Here is a 20,856-nt window from a genome sequence, read left to right on the forward strand (position 1 = left end):
AATTCGATATGGCACGTAGACAAATAGTTTTAGATACAGAAACCACCGGCATCGACCCCAAACAGGGGCACCGCATTATAGAAATTGGGTGTGTAGAATTAATAAACCGACGTTTAACCGGTAATAATTTTCATGTTTACATTAACCCACAACGCAGCATTGAAGAAGAAGCAATAGATGTTCACGGTATTACCAACGAGTTTTTACGTGATAAACCACTTTACCGCGATATAGCGCAAGAGTTTTTTGACTACATTAAAGGTGCAGAGCTTGTAATACATAACGCCCCGTTCGATGTGGGCCATATGGATAACGAGTTTGCGCTGCTTAACCAAGGCTACCCAAATACGCACGAGTACTGCCAAGTTCTCGACACCCTTAAAATGGCGCGTGACTTGCATCCTGGTCAAAAGAACAACCTAGATGCTTTGTGCCGCCGTTACGATATAGACAACGCAAAACGAACATTACACGGCGCATTACTGGATTCTGAAATTTTAGCCGATGTTTACCTAGCCATGACTGGCGGGCAAACCAAGCTAAACTTAAACCAAAATAAAGATGACGGCAGCGAGCAACAGACTGGTGGCATAAGACGCTTAAGTAGTGACCGAGCACCTTTAGTTGTATTGCGCGCAAACGACGCTGAGCAAAGCGCACACGAAGCACGACTCGATCTTGTAGACAAAGAAGGCGGCCACTGTTTATGGCGCGCTGAATAAGGCCAACTATGAAAACGATGTATTTTATAACTGTACTGTGCGCCACCTCGCTGTTTAGCGCCAGTGCGTTTGCCGTTAAGCAAGTAGAGCTACTTAAACGCGACGGCGAACAAAATGAAATACCGCTGCTAGATAACCGTTTTCGTATAGACAGCCAATTAGACGAAATAACCTTACTATTTTTTAGAAAGCCAGGTTCGCCCGCGGTTATTTTAGTCAGGCCCGATGGCAGCAAGTACTTTGCCACTAACGCCGTTAAAGATCCCAACCTCGATTGGTTTGATGAGCTTAGTTACGACTTAATCACCATAAAAAAACCGATGGCTGGTCCATGGCAAGTTATTGGCCGCATTTTGCCCGACAGCCGCATTGTGGTGTTAGGGGAAGTATCTTTAAAAGCACAGCCACTACCTCCTATGTTATTTAGAGGCGAGACAATAAAAATAACGGGCGAAATTTTAAATGATGATGAGCCTATCGATGCTAACTTATTCACAGATGTAGTTAGCCTAAACGTTGACTTTGTAAGTACCAACGATGAAAGCTATGCAAACTTTGGTGCAGGCACTCAAGAAGTTGCCGAATTTAAAGACGATGGCCGCGGCTTTGATGAACGCCCTAACGATGGAGTGTTTACTGGCGAATTTAAATTAGACTTTCCTGCAGGGCAGTGGACACCAGAACTCTATATAGCGACCCCCTTATTACAGCGACGCATTGTGCAAGACCCTATCATTGTGCATGAACCGCCATTCAAATCTGAGGTCGCACTGGCAGAGCTTGATACTGACGATCACCAGCTAACTATTAATATAGATAGCAACATAGTTAAACCCGAAACCGTTATTGTGCAGGGAAAAATTTATTACCCTAACAATGAAGAGCAAATGTTTACAATTGACGCGCAAGCGGGTGATACACGCCAACTAGCAATTAAAAACTATGATTGGGGAAGATACAGCGTTGAACTGTCTGTTTTTGGCACTAATATAAACGGTCGTGAGTTTATGGCCACAATACCAACATACAAATTTGAGATAGAAAGGCCAATAGAAGCAGTACCAGAAATAGACCCTGCTACGCTTATTGATCAAAATCTAGCCTTGGAAGCTGAGCCCGTTGAAGAAAAAATGGCCACTTCTACATTGGTGACTTTAATCGTGGGCTGTAATTTACTCATTTTATTGTTAGGGTGGTTAGCAATTCGTATTTTTGTACAGAAAAAGCCAATCAAATTTAACTTTAAACCGCCTTTTTTAAACAAAAAGAAAGTAAACGATGAGAGCAACGCCGATGCAGAAAAAAATCAAGTCGGCAAAAATGGCTCAAAAAGTGACAAATCAGGTGAAATTTTAAACCTTTCGATGTCAGATGACTAAAAAACCTGTAAAAAAACAAAAAAGCCCTTGACGAAGTAGGGGCTGATTCGTATCATTCACGCCGCTGCAAAGGGAGACCTAAGCAGAAACGAAAATGCGGAGTGGTAGTTCAGTTGGTTAGAATACCGGCCTGTCACGCCGGGGNGGGGTCGCGGGTTCGAGTCCCGTCCACTCCGCCATTTGATATCGTAACAAAATTAGTAAGTGCATTACCCCATGCACATACCACTGCGGAGTGGTAGTTCAGTTGGTTAGAATACCGGCCTGTCACGCCGGGGGTCGCGGGTTCGAGTCCCGTCCACTCCGCCACTTGTTATTTCCTCAATAGCAAGCTTATAAAATCCTTGGTTAAATAATTTTATAAATTACCCTTTGGCTATCAGCTATCAGCTATCAGCTATCAGCTATCAGCTATCAGCTATCAATAATCGACTACTTAATGCTAACCTGCTAATATTCCTGCCTATTCTTTAATATTCAGCTTCTTATATCTGCATGAATAGCCAAGAATCTAGTCTCACTTTAAAAAAGGAAGCACTAAAATGAGCACACTAGGTCAACAAGTAAAGCAGCTAAGAAATAATAAAAAATTGAGCCAACCTGAATTTGCCCAGCAAGTAGGGATAGAGCAAAATCATACCCAAACTACCTCAAGATGCGAGTTTCAGTTGGAATTAAAAGCGATTTAGGCAAGGCATTGATAGCAATTAATAGTGGTTCTATTGTTAAAATCAATAACGCAGTATCAATCGCTTTTAAACCAACCCTTTGGGCGTTTCACAGGCACTTACTCTCATCGTTGTTACTTCTTAAAAGGGACTGCCATTGTTGCAAAGTAACGCCTTGATATTAAGCCCCTGTGAGACGCTGAATTCTGCATCTTGAGGTGGTTTGGGTATATATCAAAACTTGAAAACGATAAATCAATTCCCTCGAATGAAATATTTAGAGCCTTATTGATAGCATTAGATCTTTCAATTGATGAGTTTATGAAGCCGCTTGTATCAAGTCATGATAAAGCCAGGCTTATGCAGATACCGGATGTTGAGCAGTGGTATAAAAATAAAGCTGTGAGCACTTCAGTAACTCAGCGTAAATTGATTTATTTAGCAATGTTTTTAATTTCGTTTGGGTGTGCACTATTTTATGCAGGCCATAAAAATTATGTGTTTAACGAACATTTTTATGAGTATCGCTCAATTGGAATTATTAAAAATGATGAACCACTCAATGTTTTCAATCATTGGAAAGATTATATAATAGATCCCAGTGCTGAAAAGCGTACAGCAAAACTTAAAGAGATGCTTGCAAGGCGTGTTGAACTTTTTAAATTAATGGATGAGTATATCGGTGAATCATTTGTCGAAGAAGTAACGGGTGGTAAACGTGTTTATACAACAAATGCTGTCCCACGCTACATATCACATGCAGGTAATACCTGGCTTGAGTTTATTGGATTATTTGCAGCTGTTTTAGGTTTAGCTCTGGCGGTATTAGAACCAAAACTAACGCGTCACGCATAAAAAGCTGTATGCGAACAAGCACACAGCTTTTATCTTAAATTTAGCCCATAGTTGTATGGGCTTAAGCGCTATTTTAGATAGGTATCTAAAAAGTTTAAGTAAGCGTTAGAGGCTGTTATACGGTTTTCTTTTTTAGTAAAACCATGCCCTTCATCATCAAACAATACATACTCTACTGGCACGCCATTGGCTTTGACTGCGGCAACGAGCTCATCGCTTTCAACTTGTAAAACACGTGGATCGTTAGCGCCTTGTATTACCATTAAAGGTTTAGTGATATTTTTAGCATGAAATAGTGGCGATATAGCCCGATGACGCTCACCATCTGTTGCAGGGTCGCCCATTTCATCGTACAACGCCTTTTTAAAACTCTCCCACCAGGGTGGAATTGAGTTTAGCGTTCTTACCCAGTTAGTAACCCCAAAAATATTAATACCGACTTTGAATTCTTCCGGCTCAAAAGCAAGGGCTGCAGCAGTCATAAAGCCGCCGTAGCTGCCCCCTATGATGCCAATTTTATCGGCATCAACCCACTCTAAACTCTGCAGGTGCTTTTTACCGTACACAATATCTTGTAAGTCGTCAGTGCCGTGCTTTTTATCGTCCAAATGAAAAAATGTTTTGCCATACCCTGAACTCCCCCGGTTGTTAACTGCAAAAATAGCATAGCCATGATTAACTAAATGTTGTTGCATTGCTCTGTAACCAGTACGGCTTTGCCCACCAGGGCCACCATGCACCCACACCAGCGCAGGTACTTTATTGTTTCTGTTGGCTTGTTTTGGTTTATACAACACGCCTGGTATTTCTAGAGTATCAAAACTTTTAAAGCGTACAATGGTGCTCTCTACTAAGTCGTTTTGATCTATGTCTTTACTTAATGTGTTAGTAAGCTGCTTAGCTTTATTACTACCGACTTGCCAAACAAATAAATTGCTTGGTGAGGTGTCTGAGTTTAAATAAAACGCCATGGTTTTCTCGTCACTTGAGAAATTCACACCGTGTAAATTACCATTGGGTAGGGCGGGCATAGCAACTTGTTTACCTGTCAGAGTATCTAAAATAGACACTTTGGTACTGGCATCGGCATTGACACCACTTACTTGGTAGCGACCAGATTTAGAAAAATAGATAAAGGTTACATCCCACTCATCTTCTAAGGCCGGCGTGTGTTTACCTGTGGCTAACTCATAGCGCCACATTTGTGAAAACTCGCCTTTTGCGTCTGTAGAGTAATATAAATATTTACCATCAGCAGAGAAGGTTTCAGGCGTATATTGTGCGGGATCATCATGCTGGGATATAAGTTGTGGCTTGAGGGTTTTTTTATAAGTGTCGAGAATGTATGTATCACTGTCTTTATTGCTATTATTTTTAGATAAAGCAATAAAGTGTCCATCGGGGCTAATGGCGCCAACATCTAATCCGAGCTCATTTTGATAAACAGGAGACACTTTATAGGTTTCACTATCTACACGATATAAATCCATAAATTTGGCATCACGCTGATTACTTGAGATAAAAAACTGGCTGCCGTCTTTTGTAAAGCCTGCAAAGCCAGCTCGTGTTTCATCGCCAGGGGTTAAATCTTTGATTGAACCGTCAACTTCACGCACGTAAACATGGTACCGTTCGTTACCGCCTGAGTCTTTGGTAAACAATATACGCTCATCATTAGGGAAATAGCGCACTGGGTAAGTACTGTCTTCAAAATTAGTTAAGCGGGTTTTACTACCGGTTTTAACATCGACTTCGTATAAGCTGTAAATGCCGCTTTCATCGCTACTGACTAACACTTTATCACCACTTGGTGAAAAACTACTGCCCATAATAGAGGTGGTGTCAAAAAAAGTTTTTGCGTCGTAGGTTTTTACTTGTTGTGTTTGCTCAGTTTTTACAGCGCTAGAGCCTAAACTATTAGATTGATTGCAACCCGCTAATGCAAGAGATACAGCACAGGTAATACAGGCAAGTTTGAGGGCTTTTTTCATAGGTACATTCCTTGGTTTATAGTTATGTTTTCATTTAGAAGTGTTGACCTAACGTTTTTCAAACGCAAGTATTTCTGATATGCAAACAGTAATAAAGTGTTACAAACCATAAATCGTTTTTATATAAGTAATCGCTATAATGATAACTCTTTGAAAAGTGAGTATTTATGATAGAAGTCATTGGGTTACATAAACAGTTTGCTGAAAACATATTGTACAATGGTTATAACGTGCGATTCTGTGCACCTAAAATATGCATCGAAGCACCTAATGGCCAAGGGAAAACAACTCTATTGATGATGTTAGCGGGGCTTGAAACTTACGAAAGTGGTGAGTTTTTGTTTTCTGGAAACGCGTTAACCAACCCACATAAGCAAGTTGCTATTGCCTCTGACAGTATTGCTTTACCCGACTTTTTAACAGCAAAGCAAATAATTAACTTATCCTCAAATACATTTGGCTGTTGTTGGCCAACAGCTATAGTCGATGGGTTTAATTTTAATGAATTTCTAAATACGCGCTTTGACGCTCTATCATCAGGGAACCAAAAGAAGTGTCAGTTAATTTTAGCGCTTATGCGTGATGCACCGTATTTACTGTTAGATGAACCCAGTGCAGCGCTTGATCAAGCGAGTATTGAGTATTTACTAATTTTACTTGATGAATATTTAGTAAATAAGCCACAAGGTCAAATAATTATCACCTGCCACGAGCCCGAGCCTTTTTTACTGCATGGCTTTGAGTGTATGCCTTTATGATTGCAAATTTAAAACAATCAATTGACCAATACCGCTCTTTTATGGATTATCGTTTTCTGGCATACAAGACTGAACTTACACAATTATTATTCCAACTGAAAAGCTTTGGGGTGTTATTTTTAGTGGTGTTAGGCTCGTCAGTGTTGGGTTTGATATTGCTACTTTTTTTAGGGCTTGGAAAAATTATTGATAGTAGTGATGCACCTCAATATGGTGCGAAAATGGCTTGGCTGTATTTGCTGCTACAAAGTGTAATGTTGAGCGCAATGAAGTCCGCAATAAAAAACTCAGCCCAACGAGCGTTTCAACAGACATTGGTAAAGCGGTATTGGCTTGGTTTGGTGGATATAAAGCTTTTGCTGTTAAGTAATGGCTGGTTGATTGCAAGCCTTGTTATCGCGATTGACCTGAGCATAAACCAGTGGCTTAGGGTGCCGCATTTTTTGGTGTTTTTACTATTACAATTTACGCTCGGCATTTTATGCTTATACAAGCCAATTGCGCTTGTTTATGGATTTTTGTTATCTGCAATGTGGCTAATGTTACCGTTTGATGTAAGTCCACTGACTTATCAGTATGTCTTTGTGCTGTTATTTGCCTTAAGCACCTTAATGGTACCTTTTAATTTTGCAGCTAAGTTAGATCTAAGCTCACTTACAGGCTTTTGGCTAATGTTTTTTATACACAACAGCTGGACTTTGATTTGGCGAGGTACTTTATTGTTGTGCGTATTTATGGCATTTGAGGTACTACTACAAGAGCGCGCTAATTTAGCTGATATATTTAGTATTTTGTCACTAGCTTTTGTGGTGTTGTTTAGTAGTTCATTACAATTTGATTGTAGTCATCTACATCAACAATATAGTGTGTTTTTTAAAATGCAGAATAAGCAAACAGCATTTTTTATTGGCCAATTTGTTCCTAGTTTAATTGTGCTCTTACTTTCGCTTATTGGTTATTTTGCTTTATTCAACCAAGCAAGTGGCTTGTTGCTATTAACTGGCATTATTTGGTGCGCACTCCAACAAGCTATCGTGCAAAAAAAACCAGCGCATTACGCGCTGGTTTGGATGATCACAACAGGCGGACTGTTGGCTGCGTTAACCTAACGGGTTAAGCTGCATCTGCTTTGCTGTCTTCACTTTTACGTGCGGCTTTGCCTGCTAATAAATCAGCTGGGTCAAAGTCATCAACGTTAATTACGTCTAAGCGGGCTTTTTCAACAGCGGCTAATTTATCAGCTTCTGCTTGGCTTAATATGCCAGCTTCAAGGCCCATTTGCGCTACTTTATCAAGTTGGAAGAATGGCAGTTTAAGGCCTTTTTCTTTACATACTCGTTCAAATAACGGCTCTACAGCCAGTACGTCTTTAAGTGTTTGCTCTTGACGGCCAACTAGGTTTAGTGGCTCATCTTTTAAGTAAACATAGCTTGCTAAACGGTTACGCGTTTCGCTAGGTACTTGAAGTAGTTGTGCTAGTTTATGCTCAAGTTTGTCGGTAGGTTTACGAACCGGGCGACCAAACGGGAATAACAATACTTTTAATACGCCACGTAATGGGGCAGAGGGCATGTTATTGATTAAATCAGCAAGGGCACGTTGGCAGTGGTAAAGATGATCCTGACAGCTCCATTTTACTAGGGCTAAATCTTCTTGTTTACGGCCTTCATCGTTATAACGCTTAAGCGTTGCAGACACCAAATATAAGTAGCTTAGTAAGTCACCTAAACGTGCTGAAATACGTTCTTTACGTTTAAGCGAGCCACCAAATACCGCCATGCTAATGTCAGACATAAGCGCAAGCGATGCACTAAAGCGTGATGCTATACGGTAAAACTCTGCGGTGTCGTCTTTGTACGGTACGCTAGTAAAACGTGCACCACTAAGCGCAAGCCACTTAGTACGTACAAGGTTCGACATTGTAAAGCCAATGTGGCCCATTAGCGCTTTATCAAATACGTTAAGCGCTTCTTCGCGGTCTTCAATTTCACAAGCACCAAGCTCGGTTAGTACAAATGGATGACAGCGAATTGCACCTTGACCATAAATAATCATATTACGGGTCAAGATGTTGGCACCTTCTACTGTTATAGCAATAGGGGCACCTTGATAGCCACGACCTAGATAGTTATTTGGCCCAAGCATAATCCCTTTACCGCCAAGTACGTCCATTGCATGAATGGTCGACTCGCGCATTTGCTCGGTTAGGTGGTATTTAATAATAGCTGAAACAACCGATGGCTTTTCACCTAAATCTACCGCACCCGTTGACATACTAACGGCTGCATCTGAGCTGTAAGCGTAACCTGCAAGTTTAGCCAGTGACTCTTCAACACCTTCCATTTTACCAATAGGTAAACGGAACTGACGACGAATACGGCTGTATGCACCTGTTGCTACGGCAATTGTTTTAATGCCACCGGCAGAGTTTGATGGCAATGTAATTGCACGGCCAACCGATAAACATTCAACCAGCATGCGCCAGCCTTGGCCAGCCATTTCTGGGCCACCAATAATGTAATCAAGGGGTACAAAAATATCTTTACCGCGAGTCGGGCCATTTTGAAATGGTACGTTAAGCGGGAAGTGGCGACGACCAATTTCAACACCTGGCGTGTTAGTTGGAATAAGTGCACAGGTAATGCCTGGCTCTTTGTTGTCGCTTAGTAAACCATCTGGATCTTGTAGTTTAAAGGCAAGACCAAGTACTGTAGCCACTGGTGCAAGAGTAATGTAACGCTTGTTCCAGGTAAGGCTGATACCTACTACTTCTTCACCGTTCCATTGCCCTTTACACACAACACCGTAATCAGGAATTGAGCTTGCGTCAGACCCTGCTTCTGGCGAAGTTAATGCAAAACATGGAATTTCTTGGCCTTGGGCTAAGCGCGGTAAATAATGATTTTTTTGATCTTCAGTACCGTAGTGCTGTAGTAATTCACCTGGGCCTAACGAGTTAGGTACACCTACAATTGACGATAGTAAGGTCGATTTACTGGTTAACTTTTGCAGAACACATGATTGTGCAAACGCAGAAAACTCTAAACCGCCGTATTCTTTTTTGATGATCATGGCAAAGAATTTATTATCTTTTAGATATTGCCATACATCTTGCGGTAAATCGGTAAGCTCGTGTGTTGCTTCCCAATCATCTAGCATGCTACATACTACTTCTACAGGGCCATCAATAAAGGCTTGCTCTTCAATAGTCAGCTTTGGTACTGGGTATTGGTGTAGCTTTTTCCAATCTGGGTTACCACAAAATAAATCAGCTTCCCACCACGTAGTACCGGCATCGATTGCTGACTTTTCAGTGTCAGACATGCTTGGCGTTACTTTTTTAAAGGTAGTAAAAATCGGCTTGATTATATATTGCTGACGAATGCCAGTAACAGAAAGAGGAACTGCGATGATCAAAAAGATCAACCAGCTAATTAAACCAAAAGCACCTGCAAAGGTACCAATTAGTAATGTTGCGGCAGAAACACCAAGTGCTGTGTTCCAACTCGCTCTGTGGTAAACCGCGATGCTGAGCAGTGCGATTAAACCGAGTGTAAATATGAGTGTCATTGCTTATTCCTTAATAGAGGTCAGACCACCTCAGTTAGAGTAGCGCTAGTGAGCGTAAGTTTCAAGTACATTACAGCGTTAAATTAACGACAAACTAGCCATTATGCTTATCATCATTCCCTTTATAAGGAACAAGCATGCACCACTGCTGTGTTTAATTCAATCACAGCGATTATTTAAGCGCTAAAAATCAGTAAATCAGCTAGCCAAAAAAGTTTTTTTAAGTAAGTATGTCTGTTGTAGCGCACAGTAAAGTACAGCGCTATTTATACGTATTTTTTAAGGGTTAGTTTATTAATGTGTGAATTACTTGGCATGTCAGCCAACGTACCTACGGATATTTGTTTTAGTTTTTCAGGTTTGTTAGAGCGCGGTGGTAATACTGGCCCGCATAAAGATGGCTGGGGTATAACGTTTTATGAGGGTAAAGGGTGTAGAACCTTTAAAGATCCTGAGCCAAGCTATCAATCAGAAATCGCCAAGCTAGTAAAAGCTTACCCCATTAAAAGCGTGTCGGTAATTAGCCATATTCGCCAAGGCAACCGTGGTCGAGTGTGCCTTGAAAATACCCACCCGTTTACTCGTGAGCTTTGGGGGCGCGAAATTACCTATGCACATAATGGCCAGTTATCTAACTATCACGATTTAAAACCACAATATTATCGCCCTGTGGGTAACACCGACAGTGAGCTGGCGTTTTGTTGGTTGCTAGATAAAATTCGTGAAAAATACCCAAAACGTCCCTCTAATATGGCCTCTGTATTTAGATATGCGGCTAAGCTTTCACATACGTTACGTGAAAAGGGCGTATTTAATATGTTATTGACCGATGGCGTATTTGTATTGGCTTACTGCACGAATAACTTACACTACATAACGCGCCGAGCGCCATTTGGTAAAGCAACGTTAATTGATGCCGATATGGTGGTTGATTTTAACGAAGAAACCACCCCAAACGATGTAGTAACAGTAATAGCTACACGGCCATTAACCAACGACGAACGCTGGCAAAAAATGCAGCCAGGGGAGTTTGCGTTATTTAAAATGGGCGAACTAATTTAGTTAATTAGCCTAAAAGCAAACACAAAAAAACGCGATATAAAATCGCGTTTTTTTGTGTTTGCTATCACCGTGTTTACGGCGCTTCTGATCTTACTTCGCTGCTCTCACTTACAGGAGTAGAAACAGGCTGGGTAACGGTAAATGAATTCATTTGTACTTCAAACTGCTCCATGCCTTTTTCGCCTTTCCACATACGTACTAGCATGTAGTCCATTTCTGGTGCAAACCAGGCAAGGGCTTGGCGTTTATCGTTATCGTATAAACGTTTTACTTTTATAGCTTCTACGTTACCAATTGGCAGCGAAATCATTTCTTTGCCAACCACTTCAAAGTTGTAGTCGCGGCGATTGCCTTTTTTATCAATAAGCGGAAACGAAAAATAAGTTTCGCCTTTTTTTAAGCCTTCGCGTACTTGTACTTGATACGAAATAGCATCTTGAAATTCGTCAGTCCATTCGCACTTTAGCGGGTATTCGCTAGTACTACTGGTGACCACTTTATTTTGTGTATCAAAGTCTATTTTATAATCTTTATCTGGGCCGGTGCCGGTACGCACCATATTGTAATGATGAGGAGTGACTTTGTTATTTAAAAAAGTAAATACTGAGGTTTCTTCTCGCTTGTCAGAGAAAATCATCCACTCAATATTGCTGTGATAAGTAAGTTGATACGTTTGCTCGCCAACTTTTTTAAGTTCGCGTACTGCCTCGCCATGATTTTTACCTTTGCGTAAAATATCGTAGCTGGCTTGATACTCTGTTAGTTCGCCTGCAATTAGGCTAGTAGGAAGTAAAGCGCCCACACATAACAGCAGGGCACTTATTTTTTTATTGTGGGTAGTGCGCGCCGTGTGCAGGAAGTTGTTTTTCGTCAAGAACTGCATAATCTGCTTCCATAGTAAGTCTGTGTTCACTGAACCACTTGACCACCAAAGGATAAATTATATGCTCTTGTTCGTGCACGCGTTTAGCTAATGTTTCTGCTGTATCATCCTTGAGTACAGGTATTTGCGCCTGAAGAATAACGGGACCGCCGTCTAACTCTTCAGTTACAAAATGAACACTTACGCCATGAACATCGTCTTTTGCATCAATTGCTCTTTGGTGGGTATTCAGCCCCTGATACTTAGGCAACAAAGATGGATGAATGTTCAACATTTTTCCAACATATTTTTGCACTAAGCTAGGAGTAAGAATACGCATAAACCCAGCTAATACAACTAGATTTGGCATAAAAGAGTCAATAACGTTCATTAATTGCGCATCATAGGCCTCGCGCGAGTCAAAATCTTTGTGACTGAGCACTTTTGTAGCAATACCTGCTTGTTTTGCACGCTCAAGGCCGTAAGCGTCTGCTTTGTTACTTATAACAGCCGCTATGTGTCCGTTTATTTCGCCGCGTTCGCAGGCATCAATAATGGCTTGTAAATTAGAACCACTACCCGATATTAATACCACTAAGCGAATGGGTGCCATTACTTAGCACCACCTACAATTTCTACTTGCTCTTCGCCGGCAACAGCATCTTGAATTTCACCAAGGTGCCATGCGTTTTCGCCAAGCTCTTTTAAAATGCTTAAGCTTTGCTCTAGCGCATCGCCTGGTACTACTAATACCATGCCTACACCACAGTTAAATGTACGGTACATTTCGTGCGTAGTAATATTGCCGTTTTCTTGTAACCAGTTAAAAACGGTTGGCCACTGCCAGCTATCGCCTTTAACTACTGCTTTTGCAGAATCAGGTAATACACGCGGAATGTTTTCCCAAAAGCCGCCGCCAGTAATATGCGATAGGGCATGCACGTCTACTTGCTTAAATAGCTCAAGTAAAGGTTTAACGTAAATACGGGTTGGCTCTAGTAAGTGCTCGCCTAGTGTTTTGCCGTCAATAACTTGGTTCGTATCGGCGTTTGATACTTCAAGCACTTTACGAATTAAAGAAAAGCCGTTTGAGTGCGGACCGCTAGAGGCAAGGGCAATAAGTTGATCGCCGGCTGCTACTTTTGTGCCATCAATAATTTTAGATTTTTCTACTACACCGGTACAAAAACCGGCCATGTCGTAGTCTTCACCATCGTACATACCTGGCATTTCAGCTGTTTCGCCGCCAATCAGGGCACAGCCAGAAATCTCACAGCCTTTACCAATACCGGTTACTACATCGGCCGCTGTGTCTACATCTAGTTTACCTGTTGCATAGTAATCTAGAAAAAACAGGGGTTCAGCGCCTTGTACTATTAAATCGTTTACACACATTGCAACTAAGTCAATACCTACAGTGTCGTGTTTTTTTAAGTCGATAGCTAAACGTAGTTTAGTACCTACACCGTCAGTACCTGCTACTAGTACTGGCTGTTTGTAACCTTCTGGAATTTCGCAAAGAGCGCCAAAACCACCAATTCCGCCCATTACTTCTGGACGACGCGTTTTTTTAACTACGCCTTTAATACGCTCAACAAGTGCATTACCAGCGTCGATATCTACGCCCGCGTCTTTATAGCTTAATGACTGTTTTTGTTCGCTCACAGGTTTTCCTCAAATAATTGCTTGGGGTTGCTTTTCGATAGCTTAGAAACGCGCGTATTTTACAACAATTGCAACTGCGCGGCTAGCTCAAATATAGTTTTGAAATAATTAACAAGGATACTTGTCCGCTATTAGTTTGTTAATTGCACAAAAAAAGCACCCTAGGGTGCTTTTTAGTTATTTATGCTTTGGCAGTTAGTATCGCTCTAAGTGGAGCAGGGTAACCTTCAATGGTTTTACTGGTATCGTTTGGGTCTAAAAAATCAACTAACGATTCGTTTTCCATCCAGTCGGTCCTGCGTTGCTCATCAAGCGTGGTAATTGCGCAATCTTTTATTTGCACATCTTTAAAGCCAACGCGCTCCATCCACAGTTTTAGTGCAGCAGTACTTGGAATAAACCAAACGTTGCGCATTTTTGCGTAGCGGTCGGTAGGTACCAGTACGGTGTTTTCATCGCCTTCAATTACTAACGTTTCTAGTACGAGTTCGCCACCTGGGCGAAGCTGCGCTTTTAACTGCGCTAAAAAATCGATAGGCGAGCGGCGGTGATACAGCACCCCCATAGAAAACACCGTATCAAACGCTTTAAGCTCGGGTAGTGCTTCTACACCTAATGGTAATAAATGCACGTTTTCGTCTGGGTTGTAATGTTTAATGGCCTGAAACTGACACAAAAATAAATCAGAAGGGTCAATACCCACTACAAATTCAGCGCCTTCACCGCGCATACGCCATAAGTGATAGCCAGAGCCACAGCCTATATCTAATACTGTGCGGCCTTTTAATGGCTCAATATGAGGAAGTAGGCGGTCCCACTTCCAATCGCTGCGCCACTCAGTGTTTATTTCAATACCGTGTACAGTAAAGGGGCCTTTGCGCCATGGCATCATGCGTTTTAATAAATGCGTGGCTTGTTTTTGCTCGCCTTCGCTCATCTCCCCCGGTGCGCCAATTTCTACTTTAGTGGCGATATCAACGTGGGTTGTTTTTACTTCTGGCAGATTTTTAAGTACTTTTTGCCATTTTGGTAAATCGCCATGGCTTGCCTCGTTTTGCCAATGCTTTAATTGAGCGGGCAGGGTTTCTAGCCAGTGGCTAAGCGGGCTTTGTGCAATTGCTGCGTAAAATTGGTTAAACCATTGAGACATAAGTCACTCTCTTTATTTAATTGCTACCATTGAGCAAAAATTAAAACATTGATACCACACCTGCGTTTGGCTAAAACCAATGTCGCTTAAACGATTAAAGTGAGTGCTTAGCGTATCGGGGCGCATCACGTTTTCAATGGCAGTACGTTTTTGGCTTATTTCAAGCTCTGAGTAGCCATTGTGGCGTTTAAAGTCGTGGTGCAAATCAATTAACAAATTATCGCACTGCTCGTTTTCGGCTTTAATTTTTTCGCTAAGGAGCAGTACGCCACCGGGTTTTAAGTTAGCGTAAATTTTTTCAAGCACGGCTTGGCGCTTTAAAGGCGGAATAAATTGCAAGGTAAAATTCATGGCCACTACCGACGCATTTTGAATCTCAAGCTCGTTAATATCACCTAAAGTTACTGTAACAGGCACGTCTGATTTAAAGCCTTGTAAATGAACCTTACAACGTTCAACCATAGCTTGTGAGTTATCTACAGCAATAATATGGCAGTTATCGGTGCGAATATTACGGCGCATACTTAGGGTAACCGCACCAAGCGAGCAGCCTAAATCGTAAAGGTTTGAATTACTTTGCGCATATTCACCGGCCAATTTACCCATAGTGCTTACAATGGTGGCATACCCAGGCACAGAGCGCTGGATCATATCCGGAAAAACCTCAACCACATTTTGGTCAAAGCTAAAATCTTTTACTTGTTGCTCAGAGGCGTAAATACTGTCTTTTATACTCACTAAGGCAGTCTCTTTAAAAATAATGGCACTATTTTAACATTTTATACTGGATAGTCAGTGATAAATTCAGTAGCTTGGCTAGAATTATGAATAATAAGTATAAAAGAGAACGTTAAATGAGCAAAAGTAAGGTAATTAGCACAGACGATATATTAGCAACCCTATGTCATTCAGTGACGGGTGTTCTGTCATCAGCCAGCGGTAACGAAATTAGCTACTCGGCTATGGTGCAAAAAATAACGCGCACCTGTATGCGTCCAGACATTGGCTGTTTTGTATTATTTGATGGTGGCTTTACAGGGCTGGTAGTCACTAATTTTACAGCGCAAGCGGCAATGGAAATTTACGGCGATTACATGCGCAATATGGGCATGCCTGAAGAAGAAATTGCCCACAGTCATTTATCAGATGACGTTTCAAATGTAATGGGCGAGCTGATGAACCAAATTGTTGGTGACTTCACTTCTAAAGTGCGTGAGCAGCTGCATACCTCTATTACGCAAAACCAGCCAAAAATGATGGCGATTAATAAACAAGTGCAAATATCGGTTGATACCACAATGGATCGCCCACAAGCACGCCGCGTGACCTTTACTACGCGCAACCAAAATATTTTTTACCTAGAGCTGGCAATGGATAAAACAGAGTTTATTAAACTACATGACTTTGACATTGTAGAAGCGATAGACCCTGATGACATTATCGAAAACGAAGCTAAGCAAAAGGCCGAAAAAGCAAAAGCTAAGTCAAAAGAAGCAGAACAAGATGATGCCGATGATGACTTTATGGCTGAGCTAGGGCTGTAATGTAGGTTGGGTTGAGCGAAGCGAAACCCAACGTGCTTTTGAGCTGTCAGTTTTAAGCTATCAGCGGTCAGTAGAAAAATTACTAAAGAGAACGCGATTTTAAATCGCGTTTTTTTATTGAGAACTTTGATTACGAGTTAGGTTGTATTTATTTTTCGCTGGCCGCTGGCCGCTGGCCGCTGACCGTTCATGAATAAGGATTCTCTCCCATTGCCACCACCACACAAAAAATCCGTAAATCTAACTCTAACTGATGGTATTGCGGCTCCATGTGGCAGCACAGTTTATAAAAGCTTTTGTTGTGATCTTTTTCTTTAAAGTGGGCGAGTTCGTGTACGACTAGTGCTTTTAACAGTGGCTCGGGTGCGCGCAGTAAATCGCTGTTTATGGCTAAATCGTGCTTACGGGTTTTACCCTGCATGCGGTAGGTGTGAGTACCGAGTGCGTTGGTAACCATATCACCTTGTTTTTTAAATGCAGCGCGGCCAAACGGTGGGGCGTTTTTTAAATACTGCTTTTTTAAATCAGTGGCGTAGCTGTAAAGTAGTTTGTCGGTGGTGATGGTGTGCGCATGTGGGTATTTTTTAAGTAAGTAGTCACATACCTTGTTGTTATTTATAAGGCTTAATACTTGCTCAACAATGTTAGCTGGGTAGCCGGTAAAGTAACGTGCGTATTCACTCATTTTTATTCTCTATTTAAAAAAGCGTTGGCTGGTGGGCTTCTTTTTCGCCGCTGAATGGATTTAATACCGGGTGATTATACCCTAGGTCTTCACAAAACTGCCTAGCAAGGAGCGGAGATTCTCGGTTATCGGCAGTATGAAAAAACACATACGGGGTTTTTCCCTCATCAAGCCATTGTTTTACTTTATTGAGCCAGGGTTTATAAAAGGGTTTATAGTCGTTTTGTAAATCGGCTATTACAAAGCGTGCCATCGGCTGCGAGCCAGTAGCTATTGCATGTACCGGTAAGTGGGGCTTTTTTTGTTGTGCATCTATTAAAGCCTCTGTGGTGGGCTTTACTGCAAAAAGCGCACGGGTATCCATAGAAATACGGTTTATATTATTTGCCATTAATAGCTGATTAAGGGCAATTTCGGCCTCACCTTTTTTAAAAAAACCACTATGGCGTACTTCTACGCCGTAATTTAGCTCTTTGGGGAGCAAGCTAATAAATTGCGTTAATTTAGGTAAATCGCTTGGACCAAACGCTTTGGGTAATTGCAGCATTATTTGCCCTGTTTTTTCAAGTATTGGGGCAAATAACGTAAGCCAGTCATTAAGTTCTGTTTGAACATTACTAAGCGCAAGCTCGTGGCTAAAGCGACGATGAAACTTAAACGTGAATTTAAAGTCCTCGGGTACGCTTTGAGCCCAGCGTAAAACAGTGCTTGGCGCTGGGTCTGCGTAAAAGCTGGTATTGCCTTCAACTGAATTAAAATGCTGGGCATATTGGCTTAGCATATCGGCATTTTTACATTGGCGGGTAAATAAGTTGCCTTTCCAGGCGCTGCTCGACCACTGAGGGCATCCAATATATAACATAAAAAGGGTGGCTTAATGACTTCGTGGCGTAAGTGTACCAAATACATACGGTGCTTGCTGCAAATTCAACCACCAACGTTCAACACGCCCTAGCATCTTGATACTACTTGGGTATAATGCAGGGCTTAATTTGATTATTTTTAGATTGCTAGCGGCTTTATTTGTATTGTGGTGACCAGTTTTTTAAATCACACGCCTTAAAACAAATAAATATAACCGTTTAAGCCTTTTATCTGACAGGAAAACTATGCGCTCTATATATTGCGGACAGCTAAATAAAACTCACGTAGATCAAGAAGTTGAACTATGTGGCTGGATCAACAAACGACGTGACCTTGGTGGACTTATCTTTGTCGATTTACGCGATAGAGAAGGGTTAGTACAAGTTGTATTCGATCCAGAGGTTGAAGGACTAATGGATAACGCTAACAAACTTCGCCAAGAGTTTTGTGTGCAGTTAAAAGGTGTTGTACGTGCGCGCCCAGAAAGCCAAGTCAATAAAGACATGGCAACAGGCGAAGTGGAAATTTTAGGTACTGAGCTAACTATTATTAATCGCTCTGAGCCGCTTCCGCTTGATTTTAATCAAACCAACTCTGAAGAGCGCCGTTTAAAGTACCGCTACTTAGATTTACGTCGCCTTGAAATGAGCGACCGTATTAAACTGCGCGCTAAAGCAAGCAGCTTTGTTCGTCGCTTTTTAGATGACAATGGCTTTTTAGACATTGAAACACCTGTACTTACAAAAGCAACACCAGAAGGTGCACGCGATTACTTAGTACCGAGTCGTGTTCATAAAGGTAGCTTTTATGCATTACCACAGTCGCCACAGTTGTTTAAGCAATTGTTGATGATGTCGGGTTTTGACCGTTACTACCAAATTGTTAAATGTTTCCGTGACGAAGATTTACGTGCCGATCGTCAACCTGAATTTACCCAAATAGATTTAGAAACCTCGTTCATGAGCTCTGATCAAGTACGTGGTATGACTGAAAAAATGATCCGTGAAATGTGGCAATCATTACTAAACGTTGATTTAGGCGATTTCCCAATTATGCCTTACAGCGAGGCAATGAGCCTTTACGGTTCTGATAAGCCAGACTTACGTAACCCAATGAAGCTTGTTGATGTAGCTGATTTAGTAAAAGACGTAGAGTTTAACGTATTTTCAGGCCCAGCTAATGACGAAAAAGGCCGCGTTGCTGTATTAACAGTACCGGGTGGCGCTAAGCTTTCGCGTAAGCAACTTGACGATTACACTAAGTTTATTGGCATTTACGGCGCTAAAGGTATGGCGTGGATGAAAGTAAACGACCGTGATGCAGGCGCTGAAGGCGTTCAATCTCCAGTTGCTAAGTTTTTAAACGAAGAGGTAATTACCCAGTTACTTGAGCGTACTAACGCACAAACGGGCGACATTATTTTATTCGGTGCCGATAAACGCAACGTTGTAAACGAAGCAATGGGCGCGCTTCGCTTGAAGATTGGTGTTGATTTAGAAATCACTAACCTTGATAGCTGGGCGCCACTTTGGGTTGTTGACTTCCCAATGTTTGAAGAAGATGACGAAGGCACGTTACATGCTGTGCATCATCCATTCACAGCACCAAAAGATATTAGCGCAGAAGAGCTTGAAGCAAACCCAGCAGCGGCTATTTCAGATGCTTACGACATGGTATTAAACGGCTACGAAGTAGGTGGTGGTTCGGTACGTATTCATAATGCTGATATGCAAGAAGCAGCATTTAGAATTTTAGGGATTGATGCGCAAGAGCAACAAGACAAGTTTGGCTTCTTACTTGATGCCCTTAAATACGGCACACCACCACATGCTGGTTTAGCCTTTGGTCTTGACCGTTTAGTTATGCTTTTATGTGGTACCGATAACATTCGTGACGTTATTGCATTCCCTAAAACCACTCAAGCATCGTGCTTATTAACCGATGCACCTAGCAAAGCTAATAGCGACTCGTTAACTGAGCTTGCAATCAGTGTGGTAGAAAAAGCAATTCCTAGCGAAGAGTAATACCGCGCGCAACAAATGCGCTTAGCTAGATTTAAAAACCCTTAGGAGTATGCCTAGGGGTTTTTTTATGGTTAAATTTAAACCAGTTCATACCAATCGTGTTAAGTTATTAGTCTATTTAGCACGCTAGAATAGTTAAATATTTAAGTCGATTGGTATCAAATATTATTCAATAGAGAGGGAGTTCTTATGTCGTTTAATCTCACATTATTTGGTGAATTTTTAGCTTTTTTTATTTTGTTTTGCATTCCAATTTTTGCGCTTATTAGCTACAAAATAGGTAAACGCAAAAGCACCATGCCGGGCGTTTTAGCTTTTGTGGGCGGATGCTTAGCGGTATTTCCGCTCTTTGGCTTAATTTTTATCGCCTTATTAGCGCTTAAACAAGACTTGCCAAAAACAAGCCCTTATGCCCATTAAACAACCCTAAATACGGACACGTAGTCACAGTGCCAATTTCTAATAATAGCTATTATTGCGATCAGCAATTTAGTGCCTTACAGCTAGCAAAACACACACTCGAAAACACAGAGTTTGAAGCGTGTACGTTTATAGATTGCGACTTATCTCAGGGGCAATTTAAAACGTGTCGATTTATAGAGTGCAGCTTTGAGCGTTGCAATTTATCGAGCATTGATTGGGGATACAGCTCGCTTGAAAATGTAAGCTTTAGCCATTGTAAGTTAAACAGCGTGCAATGGAGCAATGCTGATTGGGGAGCGCTAAGTATTGATGCGCCGGTGAGCTTTAATAGCTGTGAACTTAGTAACAGCTCTTTTTATGAATTAACTTTAAAATCACTAAAATTAATACACTGCTTTGCAAAAAATGTTGATTTTAGACATGCCAATTTAAAGCAAAGTACATTTACAGGAAGTAATTTTCGCGATAGTGAGTTTTTTCAAACCACTTTAACTGAGTGTGACTTTGTAGGGGCTACAGAATTTAATATAGATTTAAACAGTAATGCGTTAGCGGGTGCTAAGTTTGAGCGCTTTGAAGCCCTTAATTTACTTACAAGCCTTAATATTGAGCTTTGCGATTAATATGTGAGGAG

Annotated in this window: 20 protein-coding genes and 2 tRNA genes; 13 read left to right on the forward strand and 9 right to left on the reverse strand. The window is 41.4% G+C overall.

Annotation, left to right across the window (positions count from 1 at the left end):
* The first annotated feature begins 8 nt into the window (after positions 1-8).
* From dnaQ to AN390_RS14815, 6 genes are all read left to right on the forward strand, one after another.
* Positions 9-722 carry a DNA polymerase III subunit epsilon gene (gene dnaQ, locus AN390_RS14795; protein ID WP_004585981.1) on the forward strand — a complete coding sequence of 238 codons (714 nt, stop codon included), beginning with the start codon at positions 9-11 and terminating at the stop codon, positions 720-722.
* An 8-nt stretch (positions 723-730) separates the two neighbouring features.
* Positions 731-2,101, forward strand: coding sequence for a TIGR03503 family protein (locus AN390_RS14800; RefSeq protein ID WP_055255235.1), 1,371 nt, complete (start codon positions 731-733; stop codon positions 2,099-2,101).
* A 98-nt stretch (positions 2,102-2,199) separates the two neighbouring features.
* Positions 2,200-2,280 (forward strand) — tRNA-Asp (locus AN390_RS14805).
* 53 nt (positions 2,281-2,333) lie between these two features.
* A tRNA-Asp gene (locus tag AN390_RS14810) sits at positions 2,334-2,410 on the forward strand.
* 233 nt (positions 2,411-2,643) lie between these two features.
* Complete coding sequence (locus tag AN390_RS19750; protein ID WP_223230549.1) at positions 2,644-2,790, forward strand: helix-turn-helix domain-containing protein; 147 nt, start codon at positions 2,644-2,646, stop codon at positions 2,788-2,790.
* A 267-nt stretch (positions 2,791-3,057) separates the two neighbouring features.
* Positions 3,058-3,624, forward strand: coding sequence for a transcriptional regulator (locus tag AN390_RS14815; RefSeq protein ID WP_236695111.1), 567 nt, complete (start codon positions 3,058-3,060; stop codon positions 3,622-3,624).
* 68 nt (positions 3,625-3,692) lie between these two features.
* Here the strand turns inward: AN390_RS14815 and AN390_RS14820 are convergent, their stop codons facing one another.
* Positions 3,693-5,615, reverse strand: coding sequence for a S9 family peptidase (locus tag AN390_RS14820; protein WP_055255236.1), 1,923 nt, complete (start codon positions 5,613-5,615; stop codon positions 3,693-3,695).
* 167 nt (positions 5,616-5,782) lie between these two features.
* Between AN390_RS14820 and AN390_RS14825 the strand changes: the two genes are divergently transcribed.
* Together AN390_RS14825 and AN390_RS14830 are read left to right on the forward strand one after the other, a co-directional pair.
* Positions 5,783-6,373, forward strand: a complete 591-nt coding sequence (locus AN390_RS14825; RefSeq protein ID WP_055255237.1) for an ATP-binding cassette domain-containing protein — start codon at positions 5,783-5,785, stop codon at positions 6,371-6,373.
* A complete protein-coding gene (locus AN390_RS14830; protein ID WP_055255238.1) occupies positions 6,370-7,482 on the forward strand; it encodes a DUF6136 family protein in 1,113 nt (370 codons plus the stop codon). The genes AN390_RS14825 and AN390_RS14830 overlap by 4 nt, the downstream gene beginning before the upstream one ends.
* A gap of 4 nt (positions 7,483-7,486) precedes the next feature.
* On the opposite strand, the gene fadE is transcribed toward AN390_RS14830, so the two are convergent.
* Positions 7,487-9,943 carry an acyl-CoA dehydrogenase FadE gene (gene fadE, locus AN390_RS14835; protein ID WP_029772579.1) on the reverse strand — a complete coding sequence of 819 codons (2,457 nt, stop codon included), beginning with the start codon at positions 9,941-9,943 and terminating at the stop codon, positions 7,487-7,489.
* 297 nt (positions 9,944-10,240) lie between these two features.
* On the opposite strand from fadE, the gene AN390_RS14840 reads away from it, so the two are divergent.
* Positions 10,241-11,005 carry a class II glutamine amidotransferase gene (locus tag AN390_RS14840; RefSeq protein ID WP_004587229.1) on the forward strand — a complete coding sequence of 255 codons (765 nt, stop codon included), beginning with the start codon at positions 10,241-10,243 and terminating at the stop codon, positions 11,003-11,005.
* Between the two features lie 73 nt (positions 11,006-11,078).
* Here AN390_RS14840 and AN390_RS14845 read toward each other — a convergent pair whose 3' ends face one another.
* The 5 genes from AN390_RS14845 to cmoA form a co-directional block, all read right to left on the reverse strand.
* Entirely contained in the window at positions 11,079-11,816 is a 738-nt protein-coding gene (locus AN390_RS14845; RefSeq protein WP_055255258.1) for a DUF3108 domain-containing protein, read from the reverse strand.
* A 16-nt stretch (positions 11,817-11,832) separates the two neighbouring features.
* The gene (gene purN, locus AN390_RS14850; protein WP_004588939.1) at positions 11,833-12,480 is read right to left on the reverse strand and encodes a phosphoribosylglycinamide formyltransferase; all 648 of its coding nucleotides are present in this window, start codon (positions 12,478-12,480) and stop codon (positions 11,833-11,835) included.
* On the reverse strand, positions 12,480-13,532 hold the full coding sequence (gene purM / locus AN390_RS14855) for a phosphoribosylformylglycinamidine cyclo-ligase (protein ID WP_029772582.1): 1,053 nt from the start codon (positions 13,530-13,532) through the stop codon (positions 12,480-12,482). Before purM ends, purN begins: the two co-directional genes overlap by 1 nt.
* Positions 13,533-13,713: 181 nt before the next feature.
* Positions 13,714-14,682: a tRNA 5-methoxyuridine(34)/uridine 5-oxyacetic acid(34) synthase CmoB gene (gene cmoB, locus AN390_RS14860; RefSeq protein ID WP_054982276.1), complete on the reverse strand. Its 969-nt coding sequence runs from the start codon at positions 14,680-14,682 to the stop codon at positions 13,714-13,716.
* Positions 14,683-14,694: 12 nt separating this feature from the next.
* A complete protein-coding gene (cmoA, locus tag AN390_RS14865; protein ID WP_055255239.1) occupies positions 14,695-15,420 on the reverse strand; it encodes a carboxy-S-adenosyl-L-methionine synthase CmoA in 726 nt (241 codons plus the stop codon).
* 116 nt (positions 15,421-15,536) lie between these two features.
* Here cmoA and AN390_RS14870 point away from each other — a divergent pair, with 116 nt between their 5' ends.
* Positions 15,537-16,226 (forward strand): DUF3334 family protein, encoded by a 690-nt coding sequence (locus tag AN390_RS14870; protein ID WP_004588943.1) that lies wholly within the window; start codon positions 15,537-15,539, stop codon positions 16,224-16,226.
* 187 nt (positions 16,227-16,413) lie between these two features.
* On the opposite strand, the gene AN390_RS14875 is transcribed toward AN390_RS14870, so the two are convergent.
* Together AN390_RS14875 and AN390_RS14880 are read right to left on the reverse strand one after the other, a co-directional pair.
* On the reverse strand, positions 16,414-16,911 hold the full coding sequence (locus tag AN390_RS14875; RefSeq protein ID WP_055255240.1) for a M48 family metallopeptidase: 498 nt from the start codon (positions 16,909-16,911) through the stop codon (positions 16,414-16,416).
* Between the two features lie 13 nt (positions 16,912-16,924).
* The gene (locus AN390_RS14880) at positions 16,925-17,773 is read right to left on the reverse strand and encodes a DUF72 domain-containing protein (RefSeq protein ID WP_055255241.1); all 849 of its coding nucleotides are present in this window, start codon (positions 17,771-17,773) and stop codon (positions 16,925-16,927) included.
* A 247-nt stretch (positions 17,774-18,020) separates the two neighbouring features.
* Here AN390_RS14880 and aspS point away from each other — a divergent pair, with 247 nt between their 5' ends.
* The 3 genes from aspS to AN390_RS14895 all read left to right on the forward strand — a co-directional run bounded on the left by aspS (position 18,021) and on the right by AN390_RS14895 (position 20,845).
* A complete protein-coding gene (aspS, locus tag AN390_RS14885; RefSeq protein ID WP_029772588.1) occupies positions 18,021-19,799 on the forward strand; it encodes an aspartate--tRNA ligase in 1,779 nt (592 codons plus the stop codon).
* Between the two features lie 189 nt (positions 19,800-19,988).
* Positions 19,989-20,219, forward strand: a complete 231-nt coding sequence (locus AN390_RS14890; RefSeq protein WP_024033669.1) for a hypothetical protein — start codon at positions 19,989-19,991, stop codon at positions 20,217-20,219.
* A 29-nt stretch (positions 20,220-20,248) separates the two neighbouring features.
* Positions 20,249-20,845 carry a pentapeptide repeat-containing protein gene (locus tag AN390_RS14895; protein ID WP_055255242.1) on the forward strand — a complete coding sequence of 199 codons (597 nt, stop codon included), beginning with the start codon at positions 20,249-20,251 and terminating at the stop codon, positions 20,843-20,845.
* Positions 20,846-20,856 lie beyond the last annotated feature (11 nt).

Source organism: Pseudoalteromonas sp. P1-11 (genome assembly GCF_001399995.1).
GTDB classification, from domain to species: domain Bacteria; phylum Pseudomonadota; class Gammaproteobacteria; order Enterobacterales; family Alteromonadaceae; genus Pseudoalteromonas; species Pseudoalteromonas atlantica.

Coding starts and splice junctions, on each gene's coding strand:
- dnaQ (WP_004585981.1), top strand. CDS start 9: ATGGCACGTAGACAAATAGTTTTAGATACAGAAACCACCGGCATCGAC.
- AN390_RS14800 (WP_055255235.1), top strand. CDS start 731: ATGAAAACGATGTATTTTATAACTGTACTGTGCGCCACCTCGCTGTTT.
- AN390_RS19750 (WP_223230549.1), top strand. CDS start 2,644: ATGAGCACACTAGGTCAACAAGTAAAGCAGCTAAGAAATAATAAAAAA.
- AN390_RS14820 (WP_055255236.1), bottom strand. CDS start 5,615: ATGAAAAAAGCCCTCAAACTTGCCTGTATTACCTGTGCTGTATCTCTT.
- AN390_RS14825 (WP_055255237.1), top strand. CDS start 5,783: ATGATAGAAGTCATTGGGTTACATAAACAGTTTGCTGAAAACATATTG.
- AN390_RS14830 (WP_055255238.1), top strand. CDS start 6,370: ATGATTGCAAATTTAAAACAATCAATTGACCAATACCGCTCTTTTATG.
- fadE (WP_029772579.1), bottom strand. CDS start 9,943: ATGACACTCATATTTACACTCGGTTTAATCGCACTGCTCAGCATCGCG.
- AN390_RS14840 (WP_004587229.1), top strand. CDS start 10,241: ATGTGTGAATTACTTGGCATGTCAGCCAACGTACCTACGGATATTTGT.
- purN (WP_004588939.1), bottom strand. CDS start 12,480: ATGGCACCCATTCGCTTAGTGGTATTAATATCGGGTAGTGGTTCTAAT.
- cmoB (WP_054982276.1), bottom strand. CDS start 14,682: ATGTCTCAATGGTTTAACCAATTTTACGCAGCAATTGCACAAAGCCCG.
- AN390_RS14870 (WP_004588943.1), top strand. CDS start 15,537: ATGAGCAAAAGTAAGGTAATTAGCACAGACGATATATTAGCAACCCTA.
- AN390_RS14875 (WP_055255240.1), bottom strand. CDS start 16,911: ATGAGTGAATACGCACGTTACTTTACCGGCTACCCAGCTAACATTGTT.
- AN390_RS14880 (WP_055255241.1), bottom strand. CDS start 17,773: ATGTTATATATTGGATGCCCTCAGTGGTCGAGCAGCGCCTGGAAAGGC.
- aspS (WP_029772588.1), top strand. CDS start 18,021: ATGCGCTCTATATATTGCGGACAGCTAAATAAAACTCACGTAGATCAA.
- AN390_RS14890 (WP_024033669.1), top strand. CDS start 19,989: ATGTCGTTTAATCTCACATTATTTGGTGAATTTTTAGCTTTTTTTATT.